The organism is Ruegeria sp. D4 (assembly GCF_056534475.1).
The window spans coordinates 24,483-44,266 of record NZ_JBQFPJ010000014.1; the positions used below are offsets into that span (position 1 = coordinate 24,483).

The 19,784-nt window shown below is 58.2% G+C and carries 16 protein-coding genes; 6 read left to right on the plus strand and 10 right to left on the minus strand.

The annotated features are described in order from the left end of the window. The first annotated feature begins 21 nt into the window (after nucleotides 1-21). The 6 genes from ACR0MI_RS17220 to ACR0MI_RS17245 all read left to right on the plus strand — a co-directional run bounded on the left by ACR0MI_RS17220 (nucleotide 22) and on the right by ACR0MI_RS17245 (nucleotide 8,341). Nucleotides 22-1,668 (plus strand): amino acid ABC transporter permease, encoded by a 1,647-nt coding sequence (locus ACR0MI_RS17220; protein ID WP_170611248.1) that lies wholly within the window; start codon nucleotides 22-24, stop codon nucleotides 1,666-1,668. After that, complete coding sequence (locus tag ACR0MI_RS17225; protein ID WP_480441565.1) at nucleotides 1,665-3,638, plus strand: beta-galactosidase; 1,974 nt, start codon at nucleotides 1,665-1,667, stop codon at nucleotides 3,636-3,638. The genes ACR0MI_RS17220 and ACR0MI_RS17225 overlap by 4 nt, the downstream gene beginning before the upstream one ends. A gap of 142 nt (nucleotides 3,639-3,780) precedes the next feature. Next, the gene (locus ACR0MI_RS17230; protein WP_170611241.1) at nucleotides 3,781-4,905 is read left to right on the plus strand and encodes an extracellular solute-binding protein; all 1,125 of its coding nucleotides are present in this window, start codon (nucleotides 3,781-3,783) and stop codon (nucleotides 4,903-4,905) included. Nucleotides 4,906-5,021: 116 nt separating this feature from the next. Continuing rightward, the gene (locus ACR0MI_RS17235) at nucleotides 5,022-6,134 is read left to right on the plus strand and encodes an ABC transporter ATP-binding protein (protein WP_170611238.1); all 1,113 of its coding nucleotides are present in this window, start codon (nucleotides 5,022-5,024) and stop codon (nucleotides 6,132-6,134) included. A gap of 12 nt (nucleotides 6,135-6,146) precedes the next feature. Further along, nucleotides 6,147-7,067 (plus strand): ABC transporter permease, encoded by a 921-nt coding sequence (locus ACR0MI_RS17240; RefSeq protein WP_170611235.1) that lies wholly within the window; start codon nucleotides 6,147-6,149, stop codon nucleotides 7,065-7,067. Continuing rightward, nucleotides 7,064-8,341, plus strand: a complete 1,278-nt coding sequence (locus ACR0MI_RS17245; RefSeq protein WP_170611232.1) for an ABC transporter permease subunit — start codon at nucleotides 7,064-7,066, stop codon at nucleotides 8,339-8,341. Before ACR0MI_RS17240 ends, ACR0MI_RS17245 begins: the two co-directional genes overlap by 4 nt. A gap of 38 nt (nucleotides 8,342-8,379) precedes the next feature. Here ACR0MI_RS17245 and ACR0MI_RS17250 read toward each other — a convergent pair whose 3' ends face one another. The 10 genes from ACR0MI_RS17250 to ACR0MI_RS17295 all read right to left on the minus strand — a co-directional run bounded on the left by ACR0MI_RS17250 (nucleotide 8,380) and on the right by ACR0MI_RS17295 (nucleotide 19,652). Then, entirely contained in the window at nucleotides 8,380-10,299 is a 1,920-nt protein-coding gene (locus ACR0MI_RS17250) for a beta-galactosidase (RefSeq protein ID WP_170815945.1), read from the minus strand. Continuing rightward, nucleotides 10,296-11,156 carry an SMP-30/gluconolactonase/LRE family protein gene (locus ACR0MI_RS17255; RefSeq protein WP_170611226.1) on the minus strand — a complete coding sequence of 287 codons (861 nt, stop codon included), beginning with the start codon at nucleotides 11,154-11,156 and terminating at the stop codon, nucleotides 10,296-10,298. Before ACR0MI_RS17255 ends, ACR0MI_RS17250 begins: the two co-directional genes overlap by 4 nt. Continuing rightward, complete coding sequence (locus ACR0MI_RS17260; RefSeq protein ID WP_170611223.1) at nucleotides 11,153-11,758, minus strand: 2-dehydro-3-deoxy-6-phosphogalactonate aldolase; 606 nt, start codon at nucleotides 11,756-11,758, stop codon at nucleotides 11,153-11,155. The genes ACR0MI_RS17255 and ACR0MI_RS17260 overlap by 4 nt, the downstream gene beginning before the upstream one ends. Further along, complete coding sequence (locus ACR0MI_RS17265; RefSeq protein WP_170611221.1) at nucleotides 11,755-12,648, minus strand: 2-dehydro-3-deoxygalactonokinase; 894 nt, start codon at nucleotides 12,646-12,648, stop codon at nucleotides 11,755-11,757. The genes ACR0MI_RS17260 and ACR0MI_RS17265 overlap by 4 nt, the downstream gene beginning before the upstream one ends. Before the next feature lie 4 nt (nucleotides 12,649-12,652). After that, entirely contained in the window at nucleotides 12,653-13,420 is a 768-nt protein-coding gene (locus ACR0MI_RS17270) for an SDR family oxidoreductase (RefSeq protein WP_170611218.1), read from the minus strand. Beyond that, nucleotides 13,420-15,126 carry an IlvD/Edd family dehydratase gene (locus ACR0MI_RS17275; RefSeq protein ID WP_170619381.1) on the minus strand — a complete coding sequence of 569 codons (1,707 nt, stop codon included), beginning with the start codon at nucleotides 15,124-15,126 and terminating at the stop codon, nucleotides 13,420-13,422. Before ACR0MI_RS17275 ends, ACR0MI_RS17270 begins: the two co-directional genes overlap by 1 nt. 58 nt (nucleotides 15,127-15,184) lie before the next feature. Next, nucleotides 15,185-16,525, minus strand: a complete 1,341-nt coding sequence (melA, locus tag ACR0MI_RS17280; RefSeq protein ID WP_170611212.1) for an alpha-glucosidase/alpha-galactosidase — start codon at nucleotides 16,523-16,525, stop codon at nucleotides 15,185-15,187. Beyond that, on the minus strand, nucleotides 16,522-17,370 hold the full coding sequence (locus ACR0MI_RS17285; RefSeq protein ID WP_170619379.1) for a carbohydrate ABC transporter permease: 849 nt from the start codon (nucleotides 17,368-17,370) through the stop codon (nucleotides 16,522-16,524). The genes melA and ACR0MI_RS17285 overlap by 4 nt, the downstream gene beginning before the upstream one ends. Nucleotide 17,371: 1 nt before the next feature. Beyond that, nucleotides 17,372-18,295 carry a carbohydrate ABC transporter permease gene (locus ACR0MI_RS17290; RefSeq protein WP_170611206.1) on the minus strand — a complete coding sequence of 308 codons (924 nt, stop codon included), beginning with the start codon at nucleotides 18,293-18,295 and terminating at the stop codon, nucleotides 17,372-17,374. Nucleotides 18,296-18,392: 97 nt separating this feature from the next. Next, complete coding sequence (locus ACR0MI_RS17295; protein ID WP_170611203.1) at nucleotides 18,393-19,652, minus strand: ABC transporter substrate-binding protein; 1,260 nt, start codon at nucleotides 19,650-19,652, stop codon at nucleotides 18,393-18,395. Nucleotides 19,653-19,784 lie beyond the last annotated feature (132 nt).

The window sequence follows — 19,784 nt, forward strand, 5'->3', positions numbered from 1 at the left end:
CAGAGAGGTCGAAGAAATCCCATGTCCCGCCTCAGCTCGATCCGGCCGAGCAATCTTGTATTGCTCGCCGCGGCTCCGTTTATCATCTATCTCTTTGCAACGTCTTCAAAATATCTGCGATCCCTGATTGCCATTCTGGGTATTGGCAACAATGCAGGCGCGATCTTTGTCGGGTTCCTGCTGATCCTGACAGTGGCCGCGCTGGGTTATCTTTGCGCCCGCAACGCCCGGTTTCAGACGGTCGCGCCCTTGTGGTTGCGCGGTGCGGCCTTGGCGGCATTGCCAGCGGCCGCAGCGCTGGCGGTTCTGGGCTTCGTGGCCCCACAAATTTTGATGCCATTTGCCGAATCCGTGTTCTTTCACTCACTCAGCGAAAACACGTCAGCACTGATCGACCGATCAGAACAGACATGGGTACTGTTCCCGGAAGTGGTTCAACAGGTTCAGAGCGGTTTGCAGGTACTGCTTTGCGTCTATGCGGCTTTGGTGGCCGTGATCCTGATTTCGCCAAACCTGCCACCTGCCATGCGCGGTTATGTCCGGTTGGGGTTAGAGATTCTTACCGGTGCCGCACTGTTTTATCTGATGTTCATGGCGCACTGGCAGTTTGCGACCGGTGTCGCAATCACCTTCCGGGCGGCAATATTTGCCTATATCTTTGCCGCGATCCTGGGGCTGATCTGGGTCGGATTGCAGTCTTTCAAGCCCAAGGCCAGAACAACGATGGTCTATGGCTCGATCAGTCTGGCCCTGCTGGCAGCCTCGGCCTTTTTCTTCATGCAGCCGCAGGTCAGCTATGAACTGATCGGTACAACCGAGGCCCGCATTGCCATTGTGCGCGGTACGCCGCAGGCGCAGGCAGACATCATTCGGTTTGGCGAATTCGAGGGCGGCGAAGGTCAGCAATATCGCATTCGCAGTGCACCGGATGCCGTCAGCGCGCTGGATCAGATCGAGTCCGTGGACAGCGTGTCGGGTGCCTTTGTTCCCGCCGGGACAAATACCAAAGGGTACCCGGTGATCTGGCAGACCAGCTTTTTGCCCGACAAATACCGAAACCCGGCGCTGGCCTTTGCGGTTTTCGGCTTTCTGCTTCTGACCCTGACGATAGGTGGGGCGCAGCACAAACTGCATCCTCTTGCGGTCGGGGCCGAGTTCTTTGTGGACACGATCCGGGGCATACCGATGCTGGTGATCATCCTTTACATCGGTCTGCCGCTGGCGGGCGCGGTAAAGGATGCCACTGGCGGCGGCATCGACATGACCAATATGACCCGAGGTATCATCGCCATTTCGGTGGGCTATTCGGCTTATATGGCCGAAATCTTCCGGTCCGGCATCGAGGCCATCCCACGAGGACAGATCGAGGCGGGCGGATCATTGGGCCTGTCGCGCTGGCAGACTGCGCGGCTGATCATTCTGCCGCAAGCGCTGCGGATCGTGACCCCCCCATTGGGCAATGAATTCATCGCCATGATCAAAGATACGTCATTGCTGTCAATTCTGTCGGTGCGCGACATGACTCAGCGCATGCGCGAATTTCAGGCCGCCAGCTTTCTGCCTTTCGCTCCGTTCAACACTGCGGCCATTTTGTACGTGGTCATTACCCTTGGCTGCGCCAGTTTCCTGAAATGGATCGAGCGGCGGACCGCAAGAGAAAACAGATGAGTAAACTGGAACTTGGGGTCTGCTATTACCCGGAACAATGGGACGCGTCGCAGTGGCGTGACGATGCTGCGCGGATGGCGGACATGGGGCTGGACTGGGTGCGCATTGCCGAGTTCACGTGGGGTCTGATCGAGCCTGAGCGCGGGCGGTTCAAATGGGGCTGGCTGGACGAGGTGATTGGCATTCTGGGCGAGGCTGGCTTGCGCGTGATGATGTCCACGCCCACTGCCGCGCCGCCGAAATGGTTGATTGATCAGCATCCTGAGATCCTTCCTGTGGGTCCGGATGGCCGGGTGCGCGGGTTCGGATCGCGCAGGCATTACTGTTTCTCCAGCGATATTTACCTGGCTGAAGCCAGCCGGATCGCCACCGAATATGCCCGCCGTTACGGGCAGAACCCCCATGTTCACGCCTGGCAGATCGACAATGAATACAATGACCACGATACCGTTCTCAGCTATTCGGACGCGGCGCGCCGCGGTTTTCAGCGCTGGCTGGCCGAGCGGTACGCGACGATTGAAAACCTGAACCGGATTTGGGGAACGGTTTTCTGGAGCACGGTCTATTCGGACTTTGATCAGATCGGGCTGCCGAATGGTTTGGTTGCCATGCCCAACCCGACCCATTCGCTTGATTTCGCGCGGTATTCTTCGGACCGGGTGCGGCTGTTCAATCGGACCCAGGTGGATATCCTGCGGCAGTTTTCACCGGGCCGGGACATCACGCATAACTTCATGGCGGGCAGTTTCGAGTTTGATCATCACGCCGTTGGTGCTGATCTGGATATCGTGGGTTTCGACAGTTACCCGCTGGGAAACATGCTGGGTTCGACGCTGACGGACGAGGAAAAGCACCGGTACCTACGCACCGGGGCACCGGATTATCAGGGGTTTCATTGCGATCTGTGCCGAAGTCAGGGAAATGGCCGGATGTGGGTGCTGGAACAGCAGCCAGGTCCGGTAGATTGGGCAGAGAAAAACCCCTCGCCAGCGGATGGAATGGTGCGGCTATGGACGTGGGCGGCCTATGCGCATGGCGCTCAGGCAGTGATGTTTTTTCGGTGGCGCCAGGCCAAGTTCGCTCAGGAACAATTCCATACTGCGTTGCTGAGATCGGATGGCAGCCCGGATCAGGCATCGGTCGAGCTGGCGCAGGTTGCAGCGGAACGCGATAACCTGCCGGAACAAGTCTGTGACAGGGCGCAGGTCGCCATGCTGCTGGATTACGAGTCGATTTGGGCTGCGGACATCCTTCCGCATGACGATGCGTTTCCAAACGCGCAGATCGTGCGTGAATGGTATGCCGCATTCCGGCGGTATGGGGTGGATCTGGATTTCGTGGGGCCGGACAGCGATTTGTCAGGCTATGCGCTGGTTGCATTGCCGCAAAGCATGATCATCACACCCGATCTTGCCGAGAAGCTGAAGAACTGCACGGCAAAATTGCTGATCGGCGCACGGTCTGGCAGCAAAACGCCCGACATGCATACCCCCGAGGGGCTGGCACCCGGACTTTTGTCAGATTTGACCGGACTGCGTGTCCTGCGGGTGGAGTCGCTGCCGGATTTGGCGGCAGAACGCGTTCGCCTGACTAATGGAGAGACGCATGGGTTCACAGGCTGGCGCGAGATCGTGGAGACGGATCAGGACGTTATCGCGCGATTCGAAAGCCCCTACCGCGATGGAAGCCCGGCGGCCGTGCGTTCGGCGCGTGCCACTTACCTGGCGATGATTCCGCGAAAAGGGCTGCTGCACGCGATTGTCGCCGAAACTTTGGACTGGGCAGGAGTAATTGGCAGTGATCTTGGGCCTGACGTGCGCATCACCCGCCGTGGCGACCTGACATTCGCATTCAATTTTGGTGACGTCGCAGTAACATTGCCTGAAGACAAAAGCCGCCGATTTTTGGTCGGACGAGCCAGTATTGGCCCGTGTGACCTGGCCATCTGGCGTGATGGCTCAGTGGCTTAACCAGGTTTTCCAATCGGTTGGCCGACGATCTGGACCTATTATTTTTGTCAACTGTCACTTTTGGCCTGACAGGCTTGCCGCAAAGTTCTAGCCTGCGACTACAAAACAAAAACAAGACGTTTCAACAATGGGAGTACACTCAATGGAAAACCGTAAAACTGTAACACGTCGTACAGTCCTTAAAGGGGCCGGTGCAGCGGCGCTGGCAGCGCCACTATACAGCAAGTCCGCTTTGGCATCTTCGGGTGAGATCAACATCCTGATGTGGTCGGATTACCTGCCGCCGTCCTTCATCGAAGAGTTCGAGACCCTGACTGGTATCAAGGTCAACTACACCGGTATCGGGTCGAACGAAGAAATCATCAACAAGATGAAGGCCACCAAAGGCCAGGGCTTTGACATCATCTCGCCCACCAACAACCGCTCGCTCCAGTGGGAGCCGCTGGAACTGCTGCAGCCGTTTGACATGAACAAGGTTCCGATTGATCTGGTGAACCCGGCGATGGCGAAGATCGGCACGGATGCCTGGAACTTCGGCGATAGTGGCGCGCACTGGCTGCCGCATATCTGGGGCACCGAAGGCATCGCATATCGCACCGATCTGTGGCTGCCTGAAGGCGACGCACCGTCTTATGGCGACGTCTGGTCCGAGGAAAACGCCGGCAAGACCATGGGCCGCGCGCACTCGATGATGCTGGGCGCCGGTCTTTATATGGAGCGTTCCGGTGAGATGGAGCCGGGTTCGGTCTGGGCCGCATATGGCGACGAAGAGACCATGCGCAAAGTCTGGGGTCAGATCGCCGACTGGTGTATCGCGCGCAAGGACCGGATCAAGCTGATCTGGAACGACGCGGACACACAGAAGAACGGTCTTTTGAATGAAGGCGTTGTTGTCGGCCAAACATGGGACGGCCCGCCGCTGGCCCTGAAATCTGCCGGTGAGCCTGTGCACTATCAGGCGCCTGTTGAAGGTGCGATGGCCTGGGTTGACGGTATTTCGATGCCGTCAGGTGCGGCGAATATCGACCAGGTCTATGCATTCATCGACTTTGCCTATCAGGCCAAGCCTGCCGGTGTTGCAATTGACAGCCACGGCTACAACTCGCCGGTGCTGGGTGCCGACCAATATTCGGGCGACACCTACAAGAAGAACTTCGCCGAGGCCTATCCAGGCGACTCGCTGGCCAACCTCAATCCGTGGCCGGCCGAAGCACCTTGGTACGCGGAAACCCGGACCGAGTTCGTCAACAAGTTCAAGAGCGCCTGATCGCCTTGAAATCTGGCCCCTCGCGCTGGCGCGGGGGGCTGTTTCCGTACGCCGCCCCGGTGCGACGGACTGAAATGTGACACGGTCGCGGGCCGTGCTCCAGGGAGATACCAAAAATGAGTGCAGGGGTCGGAGTCGATCTGGAAAACCTGTGGATCCGTTTCGGTGATTTTGTCGCCGTGCGAGATGCAAACGTAAATATCAACGGGGGCGACTTCTTTTCGTTCCTCGGCCCCTCGGGCTGCGGCAAGACAACCATCCTGCGCGCTGTGTCGGGTTTTCTGGAGCCGAGTGAAGGGAACGTCCTGATCGGCGGCAACAATATGCGGGGGATCGGGCCCAACAAGCGTCCTACTGCGCTGATCTTTCAAAACCTGGCCCTGTTTCCGCTGATGAAGGTCTGGGAAAACATCACCTTCTCGATGGAAATCAAGGGCGCCAGCGCTGCCGAACGTCGCAAACGTGCGGACGAACTGCTGGACATGATCGCGCTGCCGGGGCAGGGCGACAAACTGCCCAGCGAATTGTCGGGCGGTCAGCGTCAGCGTGTGGCAATCGCACGTGCCCTGTGTGCCGAACCCGATGTGCTGTTGCTGGACGAACCACTGTCCGCCCTGGACCTCAAGCTGCGCCAGCACATGCGGACCGAACTGCGAGAAATTCAACAGCGTGTGGGCATCACGTTCATCTACATCACGCACGATCAGGGTGAGGCGCTGACCATGTCGGACAACATCGCCGTGATGCGAGCAGGTGTCATCGACCAGATCGCCGACGGTAAAACCATTTACAACGATCCCAATACGGCTTTTGCAGCCTCTTTCGTGGGCGAAAACAACGTCTTCCGCGGCAAGATCAAGCAGGTGATGGGCAATGAGGCCCTGATTTCGACCAACCGCTCGGGTGAGCTGGTTGCACGGATTTCGACCGCCAATCAGGGCAAGATGAAGGAAGGCGACGACGCGATGATGTTCATTCGTCCCGAAGCCTTCGCCATAGCGCCGGACAGTGCAACGGGCAATCATTTCGTCACTGCCCGCGTCAACCACGAAGAATTCGAGGGCAACGTCTTTAACATTTTCACCGAAGGTGAAGGCGGCAAAGAGATCAAAGTGTCGATCCCGAACAACGGACAGTCTTTCGAGGATCACACCGGTCGGAACATCACGCTGGAATACGAGACCCGCAACGCGGTTCTGGTTCCTGCTGGTGAGCTGGCAGCGGAATAAGGGGAAGAACTTATGCCCCGGTTTCTGAAAGAATTTTTCAATCGCAACGGCACCGGCATGGGACTGGCAATTTTGGGTTTGGTGGTCTTCTGGACCATTGGCCTGATCATTTTGCCTCAGCTGTCGATGTTGGACTTCTCTTTCCGTCCAAACCTTCCGCCGCCTGAAATCGGCGGGCCCAAGGACGTTTATACGCTGGAGAACTACAAATACCTGATCTATGGCCCCGAAGGTGGTAGTCAGGATTATAACGTGGTCGATCTGCGGGTGTTCTTTCGAACGCTTGTCGCGGCGGTCTGTGTGACGATCTTCAACCTGATCATCTGTTATCCGATTGCCTATTACCTCGGCCAGACCGAGGGCAATCAAATCCGTATTTTCGCGATCATGTTGATCATTCCATACTGGATCAATGAAATCCTGCGCGCCTTTGCCCTGCGGATTATCTTTGGCGAGACCGGTGTTCTGAATACGCTGTTCGTGGGACTGGGGATCTGGGATACGCCGTTCGACTTCATCCGCAACGATATCGCGCTTTATGCGGGTCTGGGCTATGCCTACATCCTGCTGATGATCTTCCCGATGTATAACGTCATTGAAAGTCTGGACAAAAACCAGATCGAAGCGGCGCGGGATCTGGGTGCGCCCTGGTGGCGGATTCACTGGCGCGTGGTCATTCCATATGCCAAGCCGGGTATCAGTTCTGGCTGTACCATGGTGTTCATGCTGTCCGCCGGTGCGCTGGCCGCGCCACAGATTCTGGGCGGTCCATCGTCGCTGTGGTTCACGCAGCTGATCTATCAGCAGTTCAACGACAACAATGACTGGCCGCAGGGGGCCGCCTACGCCATCGTGCTGCTGGTGACCTGTATCCTGTTCGTTCTGGCGATGATGCGTGTGTTCAAAGTGAACATGGGGGACATCGGGAAATGAATAATTCCTTCCTCCGCATAAGCATCTGGGTCTATCTGGTCATCTTTTTCCTGTACCTGCTGGGCCCGCTGGTGATCATGTCGATTACCGCTTTCAACTCGTCCGGGTTCCCGAGGATGAGTCCGTGGGAATGCCTAACCTTCCAGTGGTTCGGCGAGCTGTTTCAGGATCAGCGTATTCTGAATGGCATCAAGAACTCGCTAATCATCGGTGCCGGAACGGTTGTTCTGTCGGTGGCGATGGGTCTGGCCGGGGCGCTGATGCTGACCCAGATCTGGCCCAAGCTTCGGGCGACCTACTACACCGTCATCATCGCGCCGATCCTGATCCCAGGTGTTGTTCTGGGTATCTCGACCCTGGTCTTTTGGGACAGGATCAACCGGTTTCTGGGCCTGGGGGCTGACAGCTTCCTGTCCAACGGTATCTTCCTGACGGTGATCGGCCAGTCCACCTTTATTGCCAGCTATTGCATGCTGGTGCTGGTAGCGCGTCTGCAGCGCTATGATGTGGCATTGACCGAAGCGGCGCTGGATCTCGGGGCAAGCCATGCCCAGGCGTTCCGCAAGATTCTGTTGCCCTTCATGCGCCCTGCGATTGCGTCGGCGGCAGTGTTGGCGTTCCTCGCTTCGTTCGAGAACTACAACACGACCACCTTCACCTTCGGTGAATACCCGACCCTGACAATCGAACTGGCGCAGAAGGTCCGCTATGGTATCACGCCTGCGATCTCGGCCCTGGCCTTCATCATCGTGGCGCTGACCGTGTTTTTTGCCTTGCTGAACGAGGCAAAGCTGAAACGTCAGGAACTGGTCGCGGCGGCCCGCAAACAGGCCACAGTTGAGGAATTGGCTGGCAAGATCAAACTGCCCAGCTTCTTTTCAGGCAACACCGCCGCCGTATTGCTGGTTATCTTCTCGGTCGCAACGATCACCGTTGTGGGTACTGCTACGGCCTATAACCCCGCGCAGTGCATTGCCAATGTGAAAGAAGAGAAGCGCCTAGAGGCAGAACAGCGGATTCAGGAGCTGCGCAAGCAGCGCGAAGAACAGCGCAAAAAGCGCGAGGCGGAACAGGCCGAACAGGGCGACGCCCAGCAATCGGCTCCGAAACCGTCGAACAACAGCGGCTTTGGAAACGTGTTCGCGCCAAATACACTGGGCGGAGAGGAGAGCGACGGTGCTTCGGAACCCGAAGAACAGCCCTCGGATTCGAACGGTGGAAGCGGGGGTTTCGGCGGGGCATTTGACCCCAACAGCCTGAACAGCGGCGACTAGACGTAACTCGCCCAACACCAGACCACCGCCCGGACAAGTCAGTCTTGTTCGGGCGGTTTGCGATTTAGGATGATCACATCGCATCCATCAATTACATGGCCGTTCCATTCCACGGGATCAGCGTTGTAGTTAATCAGGATCTCGTGATCCGCAGTTTCGCGGCGGCGCAGGCCACGTGGCATTGGTTGCAAGGACAGGCCAATCTCTTGAGCGGCCAAAGCAATCACGCGGTCCCAAAGGGCCTCGTCCGGAAACCCCGCCAGATACCAAAGCCCATCAGCGCCTTTCAGCGCCGGGGACTTGTCCTGAAACAGAAGCAGATTGGGGGCGTCCCCTGACACGCGGTCGACCCAGTGTTTCGCAGCTCCGCCGCCGACGACCGCGCGGTCAACGTTGGGGGGTAGCGTTTCCACAAGGTCAACATTGCAACTAAGTGCCTTCAGGCCGGGACGGCCTGTCTGGGGTATTTGAAATTCAGATGTGATTGCCCCTGTTCGGGGCCCGAGGATGGCAAGATCACAGCTTTCCGACAGCCTGCTTTCAAACCCGTCATCCAGCGTTGCCAGACCGGGGGCAAGGATCAGCCTGTACTTTTCCGCGGACTTGTCCGCTGAAGTTACGAAATCAACAGACAACCCAGCACGGCGAAGGGCGCAATAGGCCGAAAAAACCAGCCGAAAGTAATCGAAACCGGCACCTTGCGGCTGTGTTCTCCAAGCCCAGTCCGAGGCGTAGTCGAACACGATTGCAACTGGAGCACGCGATGGCCTCACTTCCCCCAATCCGGTCAGAACGTCTGCGGTCTGCCTGACCTCATCCAATGCGGGAGCGGGGCGATTGTCCGGTGTCAACAGACCGGCATGCATCTGTTCCTGCCCGAACGGGGCCTGCCGCCAACGAAAGTAGCTGATCACCTCGGCACCATGGGCAACGGCCTCAAGGGACCAAAGCCGAACCATTCCGGGCAGGGGGGCTGGGTTATAGGGGGCCCAGTTCACCGGTCCGGGCTGTTGTTCCATCACCCACCAGCGCCCGTGACCAACTGCACGATAAAGATCATGGTGAAAGGCCTGCATGTCCGGATCACCCTGCTGCAGAAACGCAGATTTATGATCCTCATCCGCTTCAAGCCTGTCAGACAGAAAACCGATGGGATAGCTGTCCCACGTGGCGATATCGAGGTCTTTGCCCACCGCGAAATGGTCGAATTCCAACACGCGGCCCATGTAGTTGTGCAGCAATGGTGCATCCGTCAGCGGACGCAGTTCATCTACCTGCACCTTATTGAAAGCCGCGACCTGATCAGAACTGAAGCGACGAAAGGCCAGGACATGCGCCGGGTTCGGCTCGGTCACCGTCAGGTTTGGAAGGTCGATCTGGTCGAATTCACTGTATTCCATTGACCAGAACACGTTACCCCAGGCTTCATTCAGCGCGTCTATGCTCGTGTATTCGGCGGCGAGCCAAAGGCGGAAAGCCTGCAAGGCCGCCGGACTGTAACTGATTGTGGTGTCATGACAGCCGTATTCGTTGTCGATTTGCCAGGCCACGATATGAGGATTGCGCCCGTACCGCTCACCCATGATCCGGGCGATGCGGCCGCATTCGTTCGCGTAACCCTTGTGACTGAAGCAATAGTGACGCCTTGATCCAAACTTTCGAGGGTTCCCCACAGCGTCCACTGCCAGCATGTGCGGATGGCGGTCCATCATCCAGCGTGGTGGTGTTGCCGTTGGCGTACCCAGAACAATCTTAAGACCGGCCGAGCCAAGCGTTTCAATCGCCCGGTCCAGCCAGTCGAACTGCAATTCTCCCGGTTGCGGTTCCATCCGGCTCCAGGCAAATTCCCCGATCCGAACCCAATGCAGGCCGGCCTCGATCATGCTTCTGGCGTCATTTTCCCACATTTCCTCGGGCCAATGTTCGGGATAATAGCAAACGCCCAATTCCGGCTTCATAGGATGACCCGATATTCTGCCCTACCCTGACCAGCGCCGCGGGCGGCGAAGGTCATGCCATTGGTGGGTTGTGCTTCGATTACGTCCGCATCCAGACCCTGGCGGGCCGTTGTGCAGAACAAAGTGGTCAGGTCTTCACCACCGAATGCGGGGCACGAGGTGTGGGCGGCCGGAACGGAAACCGCGCGGAGAAAACTGCCCTCGGGACTGTAAACAGCGACACGGCCAGCCCCCCATTGCGCGATCCAGATGTTGCCTGCGGCATCCGTTACGGCTCCGTCAGGGTTCAGCCCGGCTTCGCGAAAGTCCAGAAACACCGAGCTGTCGCCAATGGGCCACCCGGTTTTGCCTTCCAGCGCCCAACGCCGGGCCTGCCCGGCAGCGGTGTCCGCGAAATACGCGCAGGACCTGTCAGGTGCGAAGCAAATCGCGTTCGAGATTGTCACGTCCGGGACCAGTTGCCGCAATTCACCCCGCCAATATCGGTAGATCGCCCCGGCGCCAGGTTCAGCCTGTTTGCCCATGGTCCCGATCCAGAACCCGCCCCAAGGGTCAGCCCGCCCGTCATTCGAACGTGTCACCCGGTTATCGGCTTCAAGCGGTGTGACCAGTTCCTTTCTGCCATTGCTCAGGCCATAGCGCCACAATCCTGTTTCCGACGCAATCAGCAACGTATCGTGATCCACCCAGCCAGCTGCAGAAACAAGTTCGGCAAGATCCCAGCTTTTTTGCCCGGATTGATCCCTTGTCATCAGGCACCGGTTCAGGATGTCAAACCAGAACAACTGCTGCCGTTCCGGATGCCAGAGCGGCCCTTCGCCCAACGCGCAGGGACGCTCGTCATAGATTTCGGTCATTCCATGGCCTCATCATACGCCGCCACGATCTTTCCGGCGCGGTCTGCAATGTCCGTGACACTCATTCCGGGTTTGAACAGGGCTGATCCGATTCCGAAACCATCCGCGCCTGCCCTGATCCAGTCCCGGAAGTTGTCCGGGCCCGCTCCGCCGACAGCAAACACCAGTGTTCCGTCGGGAAGGACAGGGCGCAACGCTGCCAGTCCTGTCGGACCGGCAAGAATGCCGGGAAAAAGTTTCAACCCGGTGGCGCCGGCGCGAAGTGCAGCGAATGCCTCGGTTGGTGTGTAGACGCCCGGCCAGCTTTGCATGTTCAGCGCAACGGATTTGCTGATGACATCCACATCGCAATTCGGGGAAACGATCAGTTTCCCGCCTGCGGCTGCAACCGCCTCGGCCTGTTCTGGTGTCAGCACGGTTCCTGCACCGATAAGGGCGCGATCGCCGAAGGTGGCGGACAAAATGCGGATGCTCTCCAGCGGGTCGGGAGAGTTCAGGGGGACTTCGATCCGGTCGATACCGGCCTCAAGCAGCGCTCGACCAACTGGGGCTGCCTCATCCGGGCGCAATCCGCGCAAAATGGCTATGATCGGACGGCTCATGCGGTTTGCCTTGTGAGTTGTCGCGCTTGAGCCAGACCTGCCAGTGTTACCAAAGTGGCATCCGCCGTTTCCACAAACGCACCTTGTAGCTGTAGCGCCTTGGCGTAAACCTCTGATGGTCCTTCCGCGCCAATGATGGCCAGTTGCTGACCCAGCCAGTAGGGGCGCGTGGCTGCTAGTTCCGCACCAATCAGCAGACCGGACAAGCGCGCACGCGCCACGTCCTTGCCCTGGCCATGCAGCAGGTCGGCTGCGCGCAAGCCGAACAGTCGGGCCGCCAACTGTTCCGGCTTTGAAAGGGTGTCTGCCACGGCTTCCGCAAAAGCGGCCTCATCCCAGCCGGTGCCAACCGAGTGTTGCAGGACCGATTGCCCCTGAAACAGATCAAACATTTCGCCGGTCATGAACGTGCGGAAACTGACGACCTCGCCAGCGCTGACCTGAACCCATTTCGTGTGTGTCCCGGGCAGGCAGATCACACCGTCCCAGTTTGGACGTGTTGCCAGAAATCCTGCGATCTGGGTTTCTTCGCCGCGCATGACATCGGCGGGATCGTTCTGTTTTAGTCCCGGCACCACAAACGCGCGAATACTCGGATCAGTGCCCGGCACACGGATTGGCATTTCCGGAAGCGGCGCGGACGGAACCGCAGAGTAGGGGGCTTCGACCCAACCCTGCCGGGCGCCAACCATGCCGCAGGCAACCACATCGGTCGGGCCGGCGCCAAGCCAGCCTCCAATCAGGTCCAGCAGGACCTGCTGAAAATCGCGCCCCGCAACACGTGATATGCCTCGGTCAGATTGGGCGTGATCCAGCACGGAATCGCCTTGCATTGCCCAGGCGCGCAGATGGGAGGTTCCCCAATCAACCGCGATCCATTCTGTGTTCATGTTCTCACCCCGTAGCAACGACGCCGCCATCGACCACCATGCACTGCCCCGTCATCGCGCGGCTGGCGTCCGAAGCCAGAAACAGTGTCGGCGCAATCATGTCTTCCGGTTTCAGATGCTCTTTCAGACACTGTCGTTCCATATGTGCCGCCAAATCCTCGGGCGTTGCCCACATGTCCAGCTGTTTCTGCGTCAGAACCCATCCAGGCGCCAGGGCATTGACCCGGATTTTCTGCGGACCCAACTCGCGCGCAAGCGACCTTGTCATCCCGGTGATCCCGGCGTTCGATGTGGTGTAGATCGGATATCCCGCGTTGCCCATCATGTAGCTGATTGAAGAGAAGTTGATGATCGACCCACCGGCATCCTGCATTTGCCGCGCGGCCTCCTGACAGGCGAAGTAATAAGCCTTGAGGTTCACCTCGATCATCCAGTCCCAGAATTCCGTGGTGGTTTCGGACAATCCGTGCCGTTTGTCGTTCGCGGCGTTGTTGACCAGCACTTTGATCGGCCCGTAAGCCTCGGCGGCTTTTGCCATTGTCGCATGCAGCAATTCGGTATCGGTGATGTCACCTTGCAAAAACAGCGGTGCGCGCCCGTGCTTCTCGTGCATCTCGTCGACAAAAGCGCTGGCGTCCGAGCGGCCAATGAAGGCAACATTTGCGCCCTGTGCGAGGAACCCGTCGGTCAGGGACGCTCCGACGCCCGATCCGCCGCCGGTGATGAAAACGGACGCGCCGTTGAGGTCGTGGAATGTGGCGGTTTGGGACATCAGTGGCTCTCTCGGGTCACAAGGCGGGTGTCTTTGCCGACAAGGAAATCAAGGTCTGCTCCCTGATCGGCCTGTAGCACGTGGTCGATATAGAGTTTCGCGTAGCCGCGGGAATAATGGGGGTCGTCCGGTTGCCACGCGGCGCGGCGGGCGTCCAGCTCCTTTTCATCGACCAACAGTTCCAGTTCGCCCTTGCTGGCGGAAACCCGGATGCGATCACCGGTTTTGACCAAGCCCAGCGTGCCACCGGCCTGCGCCTCGGGGCTGACATGCAGGATGACAGTGCCATATGCGGTGCCGGACATACGGGCGTCGGAAATGCGGATCATGTCGCGCACGCCCTCTTTCACCAGCCTGGCGGGGATCGGCATGTTGCCGACCTCGGGCATCCCCGGATAACCTTTGGGGCCGCATCCTTTGAGGACCAGAATAGTTTCGGGCGTCACCGGCAGATCGTCGCGGTCGATATTGGCCTTTAGGTCTTCGATACTCTCGAAAACATATGCCTCGCCTTCGGTTTCAAGCAGAGCGTCCGTGGCCGCCGAAGGTTTCACGATGGCACCGTTGGGTGCAAGATTGCCGCGAAGAACCCGCAGGCCCGCGGCGGGTTTCACCGGATCGGCAAAGGGACGGATGACGTCTGTGTTGAAGCATTCGGCACCCTCGTAATGGGCGGAAATATCCTTGTTCAAAACTGTTCTGGCCGGGCGCAGAAAGGGTTTGAGCTCGTTCAGAACAACCGGAACGCCGCCTGCGTAACAGAAATCCTCCATCAAGTACTTTCCCGAAGGCATGCAGTTGACCAGCAGGGGAATTTCGGACCCGATCTCGAAATCCTTGAGTGTCAGATCCACGCCAACACGACCGGCCAGAGCCAGCAGGTGGACAACCGCATTGGTCGAACCACCGACGGCGGCATTGGCGAGGATGGCGTTCTCGAAAGCTTCTTTGGTCAGGATGTCCGAGGGTTTGAGGTCTTCGTCGACCATCTCGACAATCCGCTTGCCGGTCATATGCGCCAGCGCCATGCGGCGGGCGTCGACAGCGGGCAGGGCAGCGTTGGTCGGCAGGCTCATGCCCATCGCCTCGACCAGAGACGCCATGGTCGAGGCCGTGCCCATCGTCATGCAAACACCTGCGCTGCGGGACATGCCGGATTCTGCGTTCATGAAATCCTGCAGGGTCATTTCCCCCGCGCGTATAGCCTCGGAGAATTTCCACACGTCGGTGCCGGAACCGATATCCTGCCCGCGATACTTGCCGTTCAGCATCGGGCCCGAGCTGACGACGATCGAGGGCAGATCAACCGAGGCCGCACCCATCAACTGGCCCGGCGTGGTCTTGTCGCAACCGCCCAGCAACACGACGCCGTCGATGCCATAGGCGCGGATAGATTCCTCGACATCCATCGCCAGCAGATTGCGGAACAGCATGGCGGTGGGCTTCATCTGGGTTTCGCCCAGCGACATCACCGGGAATTCGACGGGAAAGCCACCGGCCTCCCAAACGCCGCGTTTCACGCCCTCGGCCAGATCGCGCAGGCCTGAATTGCAGGGTGTCAATTCAGACCAGGTGTTGCAAATGCCGATGATTGGGCGCCCGTCAAAGGCATGATCAGGAAATCCCTGGTTTTTCATCCAGGAGCGATGGATGAACCCATCTTTGTCGAGTTTTCCGTACCAGTGTTGTGAGCGGCGCTTTTTCATTTCTTGTTTTGCTTTTCGTGGTTCGGGTTGGGTTTGAGTATTTGTGAAAAGATGAAGGTCAGGCCGCGCGGGCCGGGCGGCACCAATCGGGAAGCCAGTCGGAATGGGCAGTCAGCAGATCGGTAACCAGGCCTCGGATCTGCCGCAGGTCCAGTTCCGCTGCGGTGTGTGGGTCCATCATGGCCGCGTGATAGATATGCTCCGGGTTCTGCTCGGTCAGGGCGCGGACGGTCAATTCCTGCACGTTGATCTGAGTGCGCATCAGGGCGATCAGTTGTGGCGGAACATCAGCCACAATCGAAGGCTGAACACCGTTGCTGTCCACCAGACATGGCGTTTCCACCGCAGCGCCCAATGGAAGTTGCGGAATCTGGCCGGTGTTTGGCAAGTTGCCGTAGGCCGTATAAGGTTCGTCTGTGATGATGGCGTTCATGAGGTCGGCGGCGAATTCGTGACTGCGGATCACGTCTATGTTGCCCCCATCAGTCAGAGTTTTTGCCTTCTGCTGCCAGTCGGCGATCTGTTCCTCGCACCGGGTCGGGTACTCGTCCAGCGGAATCGAGAACTGCTCGATCAGATCATCGCGCCCGTCCTTGATGAACCACGGAACGTATTCGGCCAGATGCTCGGAGCTTTCCGTGCAGAAATAGCCCAAATGGTCCATCACCTCGTAGCGCACCTTGTTGGGGCAACGCGGCATCAAAAGAGGGGCTTTGGGAAGCTTCCCGGTGGCGTAGCCTTGCCGCAGGGCTGGGTAGAGATCGCGCCCCGCGTGCTCGAGTCGAAGGAAGAAGGCGACGTGATTGACGCCGGCCACCCGGTAGCGGATATCGCTTTTGGGCAAGTCCAGATCGTGGGCCAGTTCCTCGACCGTGTTCTGGACCGAATGGCAGAGGCCCACGTGTTTCAGCGACGGGAATCTTTCCGCCAGGGCCCATGTATTGATGGCCATCGGGTTGACGTATTGCAGCAGCGTCGCGTCGGGACAAAGCTGCATCATGTCCTGCGCCACGTCCCAGAGAACCGGAACGGTCCGTAACCCGCGCATGATGCCGCCAACCCCCAGCGTGTCGGCGATGGTCTGACGCAAGCCATATTGCTTGGGGATCTCGAAATCGGTGACAGTGCAGGGCTGGTATCCCCCGACCTGGAACGCGGTGATTACGAAGTCCGCCCCATCCAATGCTGACCGACGGTCGGTGTGGGTGGACACGGTCGCGCCGGTTCCAACCGAACGGATCATCGCCCTTGCTACGGCCTCGCTTTCCGCCAGGCGCACCGGGTTGATATCCATCAGTGCAAAATGGCTGTCGGCAAGCGCGGGGGTCAGCAGCGCGTCGCCCACTATGTTCTGCATGAAGATCGTGGAACCCGCACCGATAAAGGTGATTTTGGTCATTTGACTGCTCCGAGGGTCAGACCCGCGATGAAGTGTTTCTGCATGAGAAAGAACATGGCCACAGGCGGCAAAGCGGCGACGATCGAGCCTGCGCTCATTAACTGGTAGGCGGCCCGGAACTGAGCGTTGAAACTTGTGATACCGGCTGTCACGGGCTGGCTTTCTGCGCCTTGGGTCAGAACCACGGCCCAGAAGTAGTCGTTCCAGATGAACGTGAAGATAAGGACGCTGAGGGCAGCGATTGCAGGCTTCATAAGCGGCAGAACGACATACCAGAAGATACGCCACTCGCTGATGCCTTCGACCCGGGCGGCCTCGATCAGTTCAAAGGGCAGGGCGCGGATGAAGTTGCGCATGAACAGGGTGCAGAACCCGGTCTGGAAGGCGATGTGGAACAGGACCAGCCCTGTTTTTGTATTGTAGAGACCCAGTTGCAGCGTCAGGTCGCGCACGGGAACCATCAGGATCTGGAACGGCACGAAGTTGCCCGCCACGAACATGAAGAAGATCCAGATGTTTGACTTGAATTTGTAGATCCCCAGCGCAAACCCCGTCATGCAGCTGAGCGCGACCGCTCCGATCACCGTTGGGATGGTGATCATGAACGAGTTCAGCAGATAGCGCGGCATGTCCGAGTTGAAGAATACCTGACCGTAGTTGAACGCGCCTTCAAAGCTGGAGGGCATGCCCCAGTAGTTTGCATTGGTGAAATCCGCTGCCGGTTTGACAGAGAACAGCGCGACGGCCAGCAATGGTCCCAACCACAGAAGCAGCGCCAGTGGCAGCATGGCCTGATAGGTAATCTGCGCCGAGCGGGGTTGTTTTTCGATGGGTTTGGGAAACATCTCAGTGCCCCTTCTCTTCGCGGTACATTGACCAGAGGAAATAAGCGATGAAGCACAGCATGATCAGGAACAGGATGACCGCGATGGCCGCGCCGTACCCCATGCGGAAGCCGTATTCGGACAGGGCGACCTCGAACATGTAGTAAGCCAAGACGCGGGAGGAACCGAAGGGGCCGCCCTGCGTCATGATTGAGATAAGGTCAAAGCTGCGCAGAGCACCGATGATGGTGACAACGAAGGCGATGAAAGTGGCCGGGCGCAGTTGCGGCAGGATGATGTGCCAGAGCATCCGCATGCCTTTGGCCCCATCAAGACGCCCAGCTTCGATCTGTTCGGGGTCAACGGCATTCAAACCGGTGAGGTACAAGATCATGCAATACGCGGTTTGAGGCCAGAGGCCCGCCAAGATGATGCCATAGGTGACAAAACGTTCGTCTCCTAGGACATTCAGCGGTCCGGCGCCAAAAAAACCCAGGAACTCGTTGAGAAGTCCGAAAGTCGGATCGTAGAACCATGTGAAGACGAGGCCCACAACGACCTGAGAGATGACGAACGGGAAGAAGAAAAGCGACTTGTAGAGGCGAATGCCCCAGACCGTTTGGTTCAGGAACAGCGCAATGAACAAGCCGGCGGGAATCGCAGCCAGATACAGGATCAGCCAGATCAGGTTGTTTTTGAGAGAGATGTAAAATGCATCCCGATCAACCCATTCCCAGTACAAATCCTCGTAGTTGCGGAACCCGACATATTCAGCCGCACCAAGACCGTCCCATTCATAAAGCGACAGGTTAAAGGACTGAAACACCGGAATGATCACATAGACCATAAAGAACAGCAGGCCGGGGGCCAGAAACAGCCAGGGCGCGATGCGCTGCTGATTTCTGTGAAACCAGCTTTCCTGTTCGGGGACGTCGACGGCAGACATGCGGATACTCATGGTTTAGGTGGAAGGAGCAAGGCAGGTTGGCACCCGCCTTACACAGGTTCAGGTGCAGGCCGGGCGTGTGCCCGGCCCAACCGGATTAGTTTTCGTAAATGCGCTCACGTGCGCGTTCCAGCTTGGCCAGGATACGGTCCAGATTGTCCGGTTTGACCATGAATTCCTGGAAGCCTTCCATAGACACTTTTGCCATTTCCGCCGGTGCATCCCGGTCCCAGAATTGCGCCACGCCGCCCGGGCTGTTCGACGACAACATCTGGAAGCCCTGCTGGAGGAACTTGTCATCATCCACCGAGGATTGTGCGTTCACCGGCAATTGCCCAAGGTTCGAGCCATTGTTGATTTCGGTCTGCTCTTCCGCAGAGACCACAAAGCGCAGGAACTCGCGCGCTGCTTCCTTGTTCGATGCGTTCGCAGGAATGTGGAATGTATCTGTCGGGGCATCTTCAGCCATTTCGACATCAGGGTTGATGGACACGAACTGGTAGAAGTCCAGCTGATCGTCGGTCAAGCCGCCATCCCTTAGCGGCGCGACAGCGAAATTCCCCATCAGATATGCAGCCGCTTCGCCGTTGACCATGAAGGGAAGAGCTTCTTGCCAGCTATAGGTCTGGTGATTGTCGATGAATGCGCCCATGTCGATCAACTGTTTCCAGTTGGCGAAGGTTTGCTTGACCCGGTCGTCTTCCCAGCTGATTTCGCCATTGGCAAGCTGGTTGTGGAAGTCGAAGCCGTTGGTGCGCATATTCAGGTAGTCGAACCAGCCGCCTGCGGTCCACAGGAATTTGGTGCCGATGGTATAGCAGGCGCGGCCTGAGTCGACGATTTTCTGGCAGTTGGCCAGTTCCTCTTCCCAGGTGGTGGGTTCGCTAAGGCCCAACTCATCAAAGATGTCTTTGCGGTAATAAACTCCCCACTGGTAGTAGGTGTAGGGTACACCCCATTGCTTGTCATCGATGGTCATCGCGCCCTTGGTCGAGGCGAGGTTTTCAGCAATCTCAGGCTCGGCCCACAGGTCCGAAACATCCTCGAACAGGCCTGCTTCGACATAAGGCTTCATGCGGTTGGCGGCATACCACGTGGCAACGTCCGGTGTGTCGGCGGTCAGGAAGTTGCGGATTTGCGTCTTATACGCCTCGCGGTCGATCACTGTGGTTTCGATTTCCAGCCCCGGGTGCTTTTCAGCGAAGCGGCCGATCATCGCTTCCATCGTCGCGCGCGGCGCCGGGTTGGATGTGTCCAGGAAAATCCGCAGCTCACCAGTGAGTTCGGCATAGGCCGGAACGGCAAGTGCAACGCTCATGGCCAGCGCGGCCGTTGTGCGCTTGTAGATGGAATGCATGGTTTCCTCCCTTAGCTTCCACATTTAGGTTCCACATAGTGAAACTTAGTTTTATATATTGAAAACTACACATCGACTCGGTTAGTCTTGTCAAGACCCACGTGCTGTCGGCCGTGGGCAAACGGAGGAGAA

Bases quoted from the DNA above. Each gene is read 5' to 3' on its own strand.
- ACR0MI_RS17220 (WP_170611248.1), top strand. From the start codon at position 22: ATGTCCCGCCTCAGCTCGATCCGGCCGAGCAATCTTGTATTGCTCGCC.
- ACR0MI_RS17225 (WP_480441565.1), top strand. From the start codon at position 1,665: ATGAGTAAACTGGAACTTGGGGTCTGCTATTACCCGGAACAATGGGAC.
- ACR0MI_RS17230 (WP_170611241.1), top strand. From the start codon at position 3,781: ATGGAAAACCGTAAAACTGTAACACGTCGTACAGTCCTTAAAGGGGCC.
- ACR0MI_RS17235 (WP_170611238.1), top strand. From the start codon at position 5,022: ATGAGTGCAGGGGTCGGAGTCGATCTGGAAAACCTGTGGATCCGTTTC.
- ACR0MI_RS17240 (WP_170611235.1), top strand. From the start codon at position 6,147: ATGCCCCGGTTTCTGAAAGAATTTTTCAATCGCAACGGCACCGGCATG.
- ACR0MI_RS17245 (WP_170611232.1), top strand. From the start codon at position 7,064: ATGAATAATTCCTTCCTCCGCATAAGCATCTGGGTCTATCTGGTCATC.
- ACR0MI_RS17250 (WP_170815945.1), bottom strand. From the start codon at position 10,299: ATGAAGCCGGAATTGGGCGTTTGCTATTATCCCGAACATTGGCCCGAG.
- ACR0MI_RS17255 (WP_170611226.1), bottom strand. From the start codon at position 11,156: ATGACCGAAATCTATGACGAGCGTCCCTGCGCGTTGGGCGAAGGGCCG.
- ACR0MI_RS17260 (WP_170611223.1), bottom strand. From the start codon at position 11,758: ATGAGCCGTCCGATCATAGCCATTTTGCGCGGATTGCGCCCGGATGAG.
- ACR0MI_RS17265 (WP_170611221.1), bottom strand. From the start codon at position 12,648: ATGAACACAGAATGGATCGCGGTTGATTGGGGAACCTCCCATCTGCGC.
- ACR0MI_RS17270 (WP_170611218.1), bottom strand. From the start codon at position 13,420: ATGTCCCAAACCGCCACATTCCACGACCTCAACGGCGCGTCCGTTTTC.
- ACR0MI_RS17275 (WP_170619381.1), bottom strand. From the start codon at position 15,126: ATGAAAAAGCGCCGCTCACAACACTGGTACGGAAAACTCGACAAAGAT.
- melA (WP_170611212.1), bottom strand. From the start codon at position 16,525: ATGACCAAAATCACCTTTATCGGTGCGGGTTCCACGATCTTCATGCAG.
- ACR0MI_RS17285 (WP_170619379.1), bottom strand. From the start codon at position 17,370: ATGTTTCCCAAACCCATCGAAAAACAACCCCGCTCGGCGCAGATTACC.
- ACR0MI_RS17290 (WP_170611206.1), bottom strand. From the start codon at position 18,295: ATGTCTGCCGTCGACGTCCCCGAACAGGAAAGCTGGTTTCACAGAAAT.
- ACR0MI_RS17295 (WP_170611203.1), bottom strand. From the start codon at position 19,652: ATGCATTCCATCTACAAGCGCACAACGGCCGCGCTGGCCATGAGCGTT.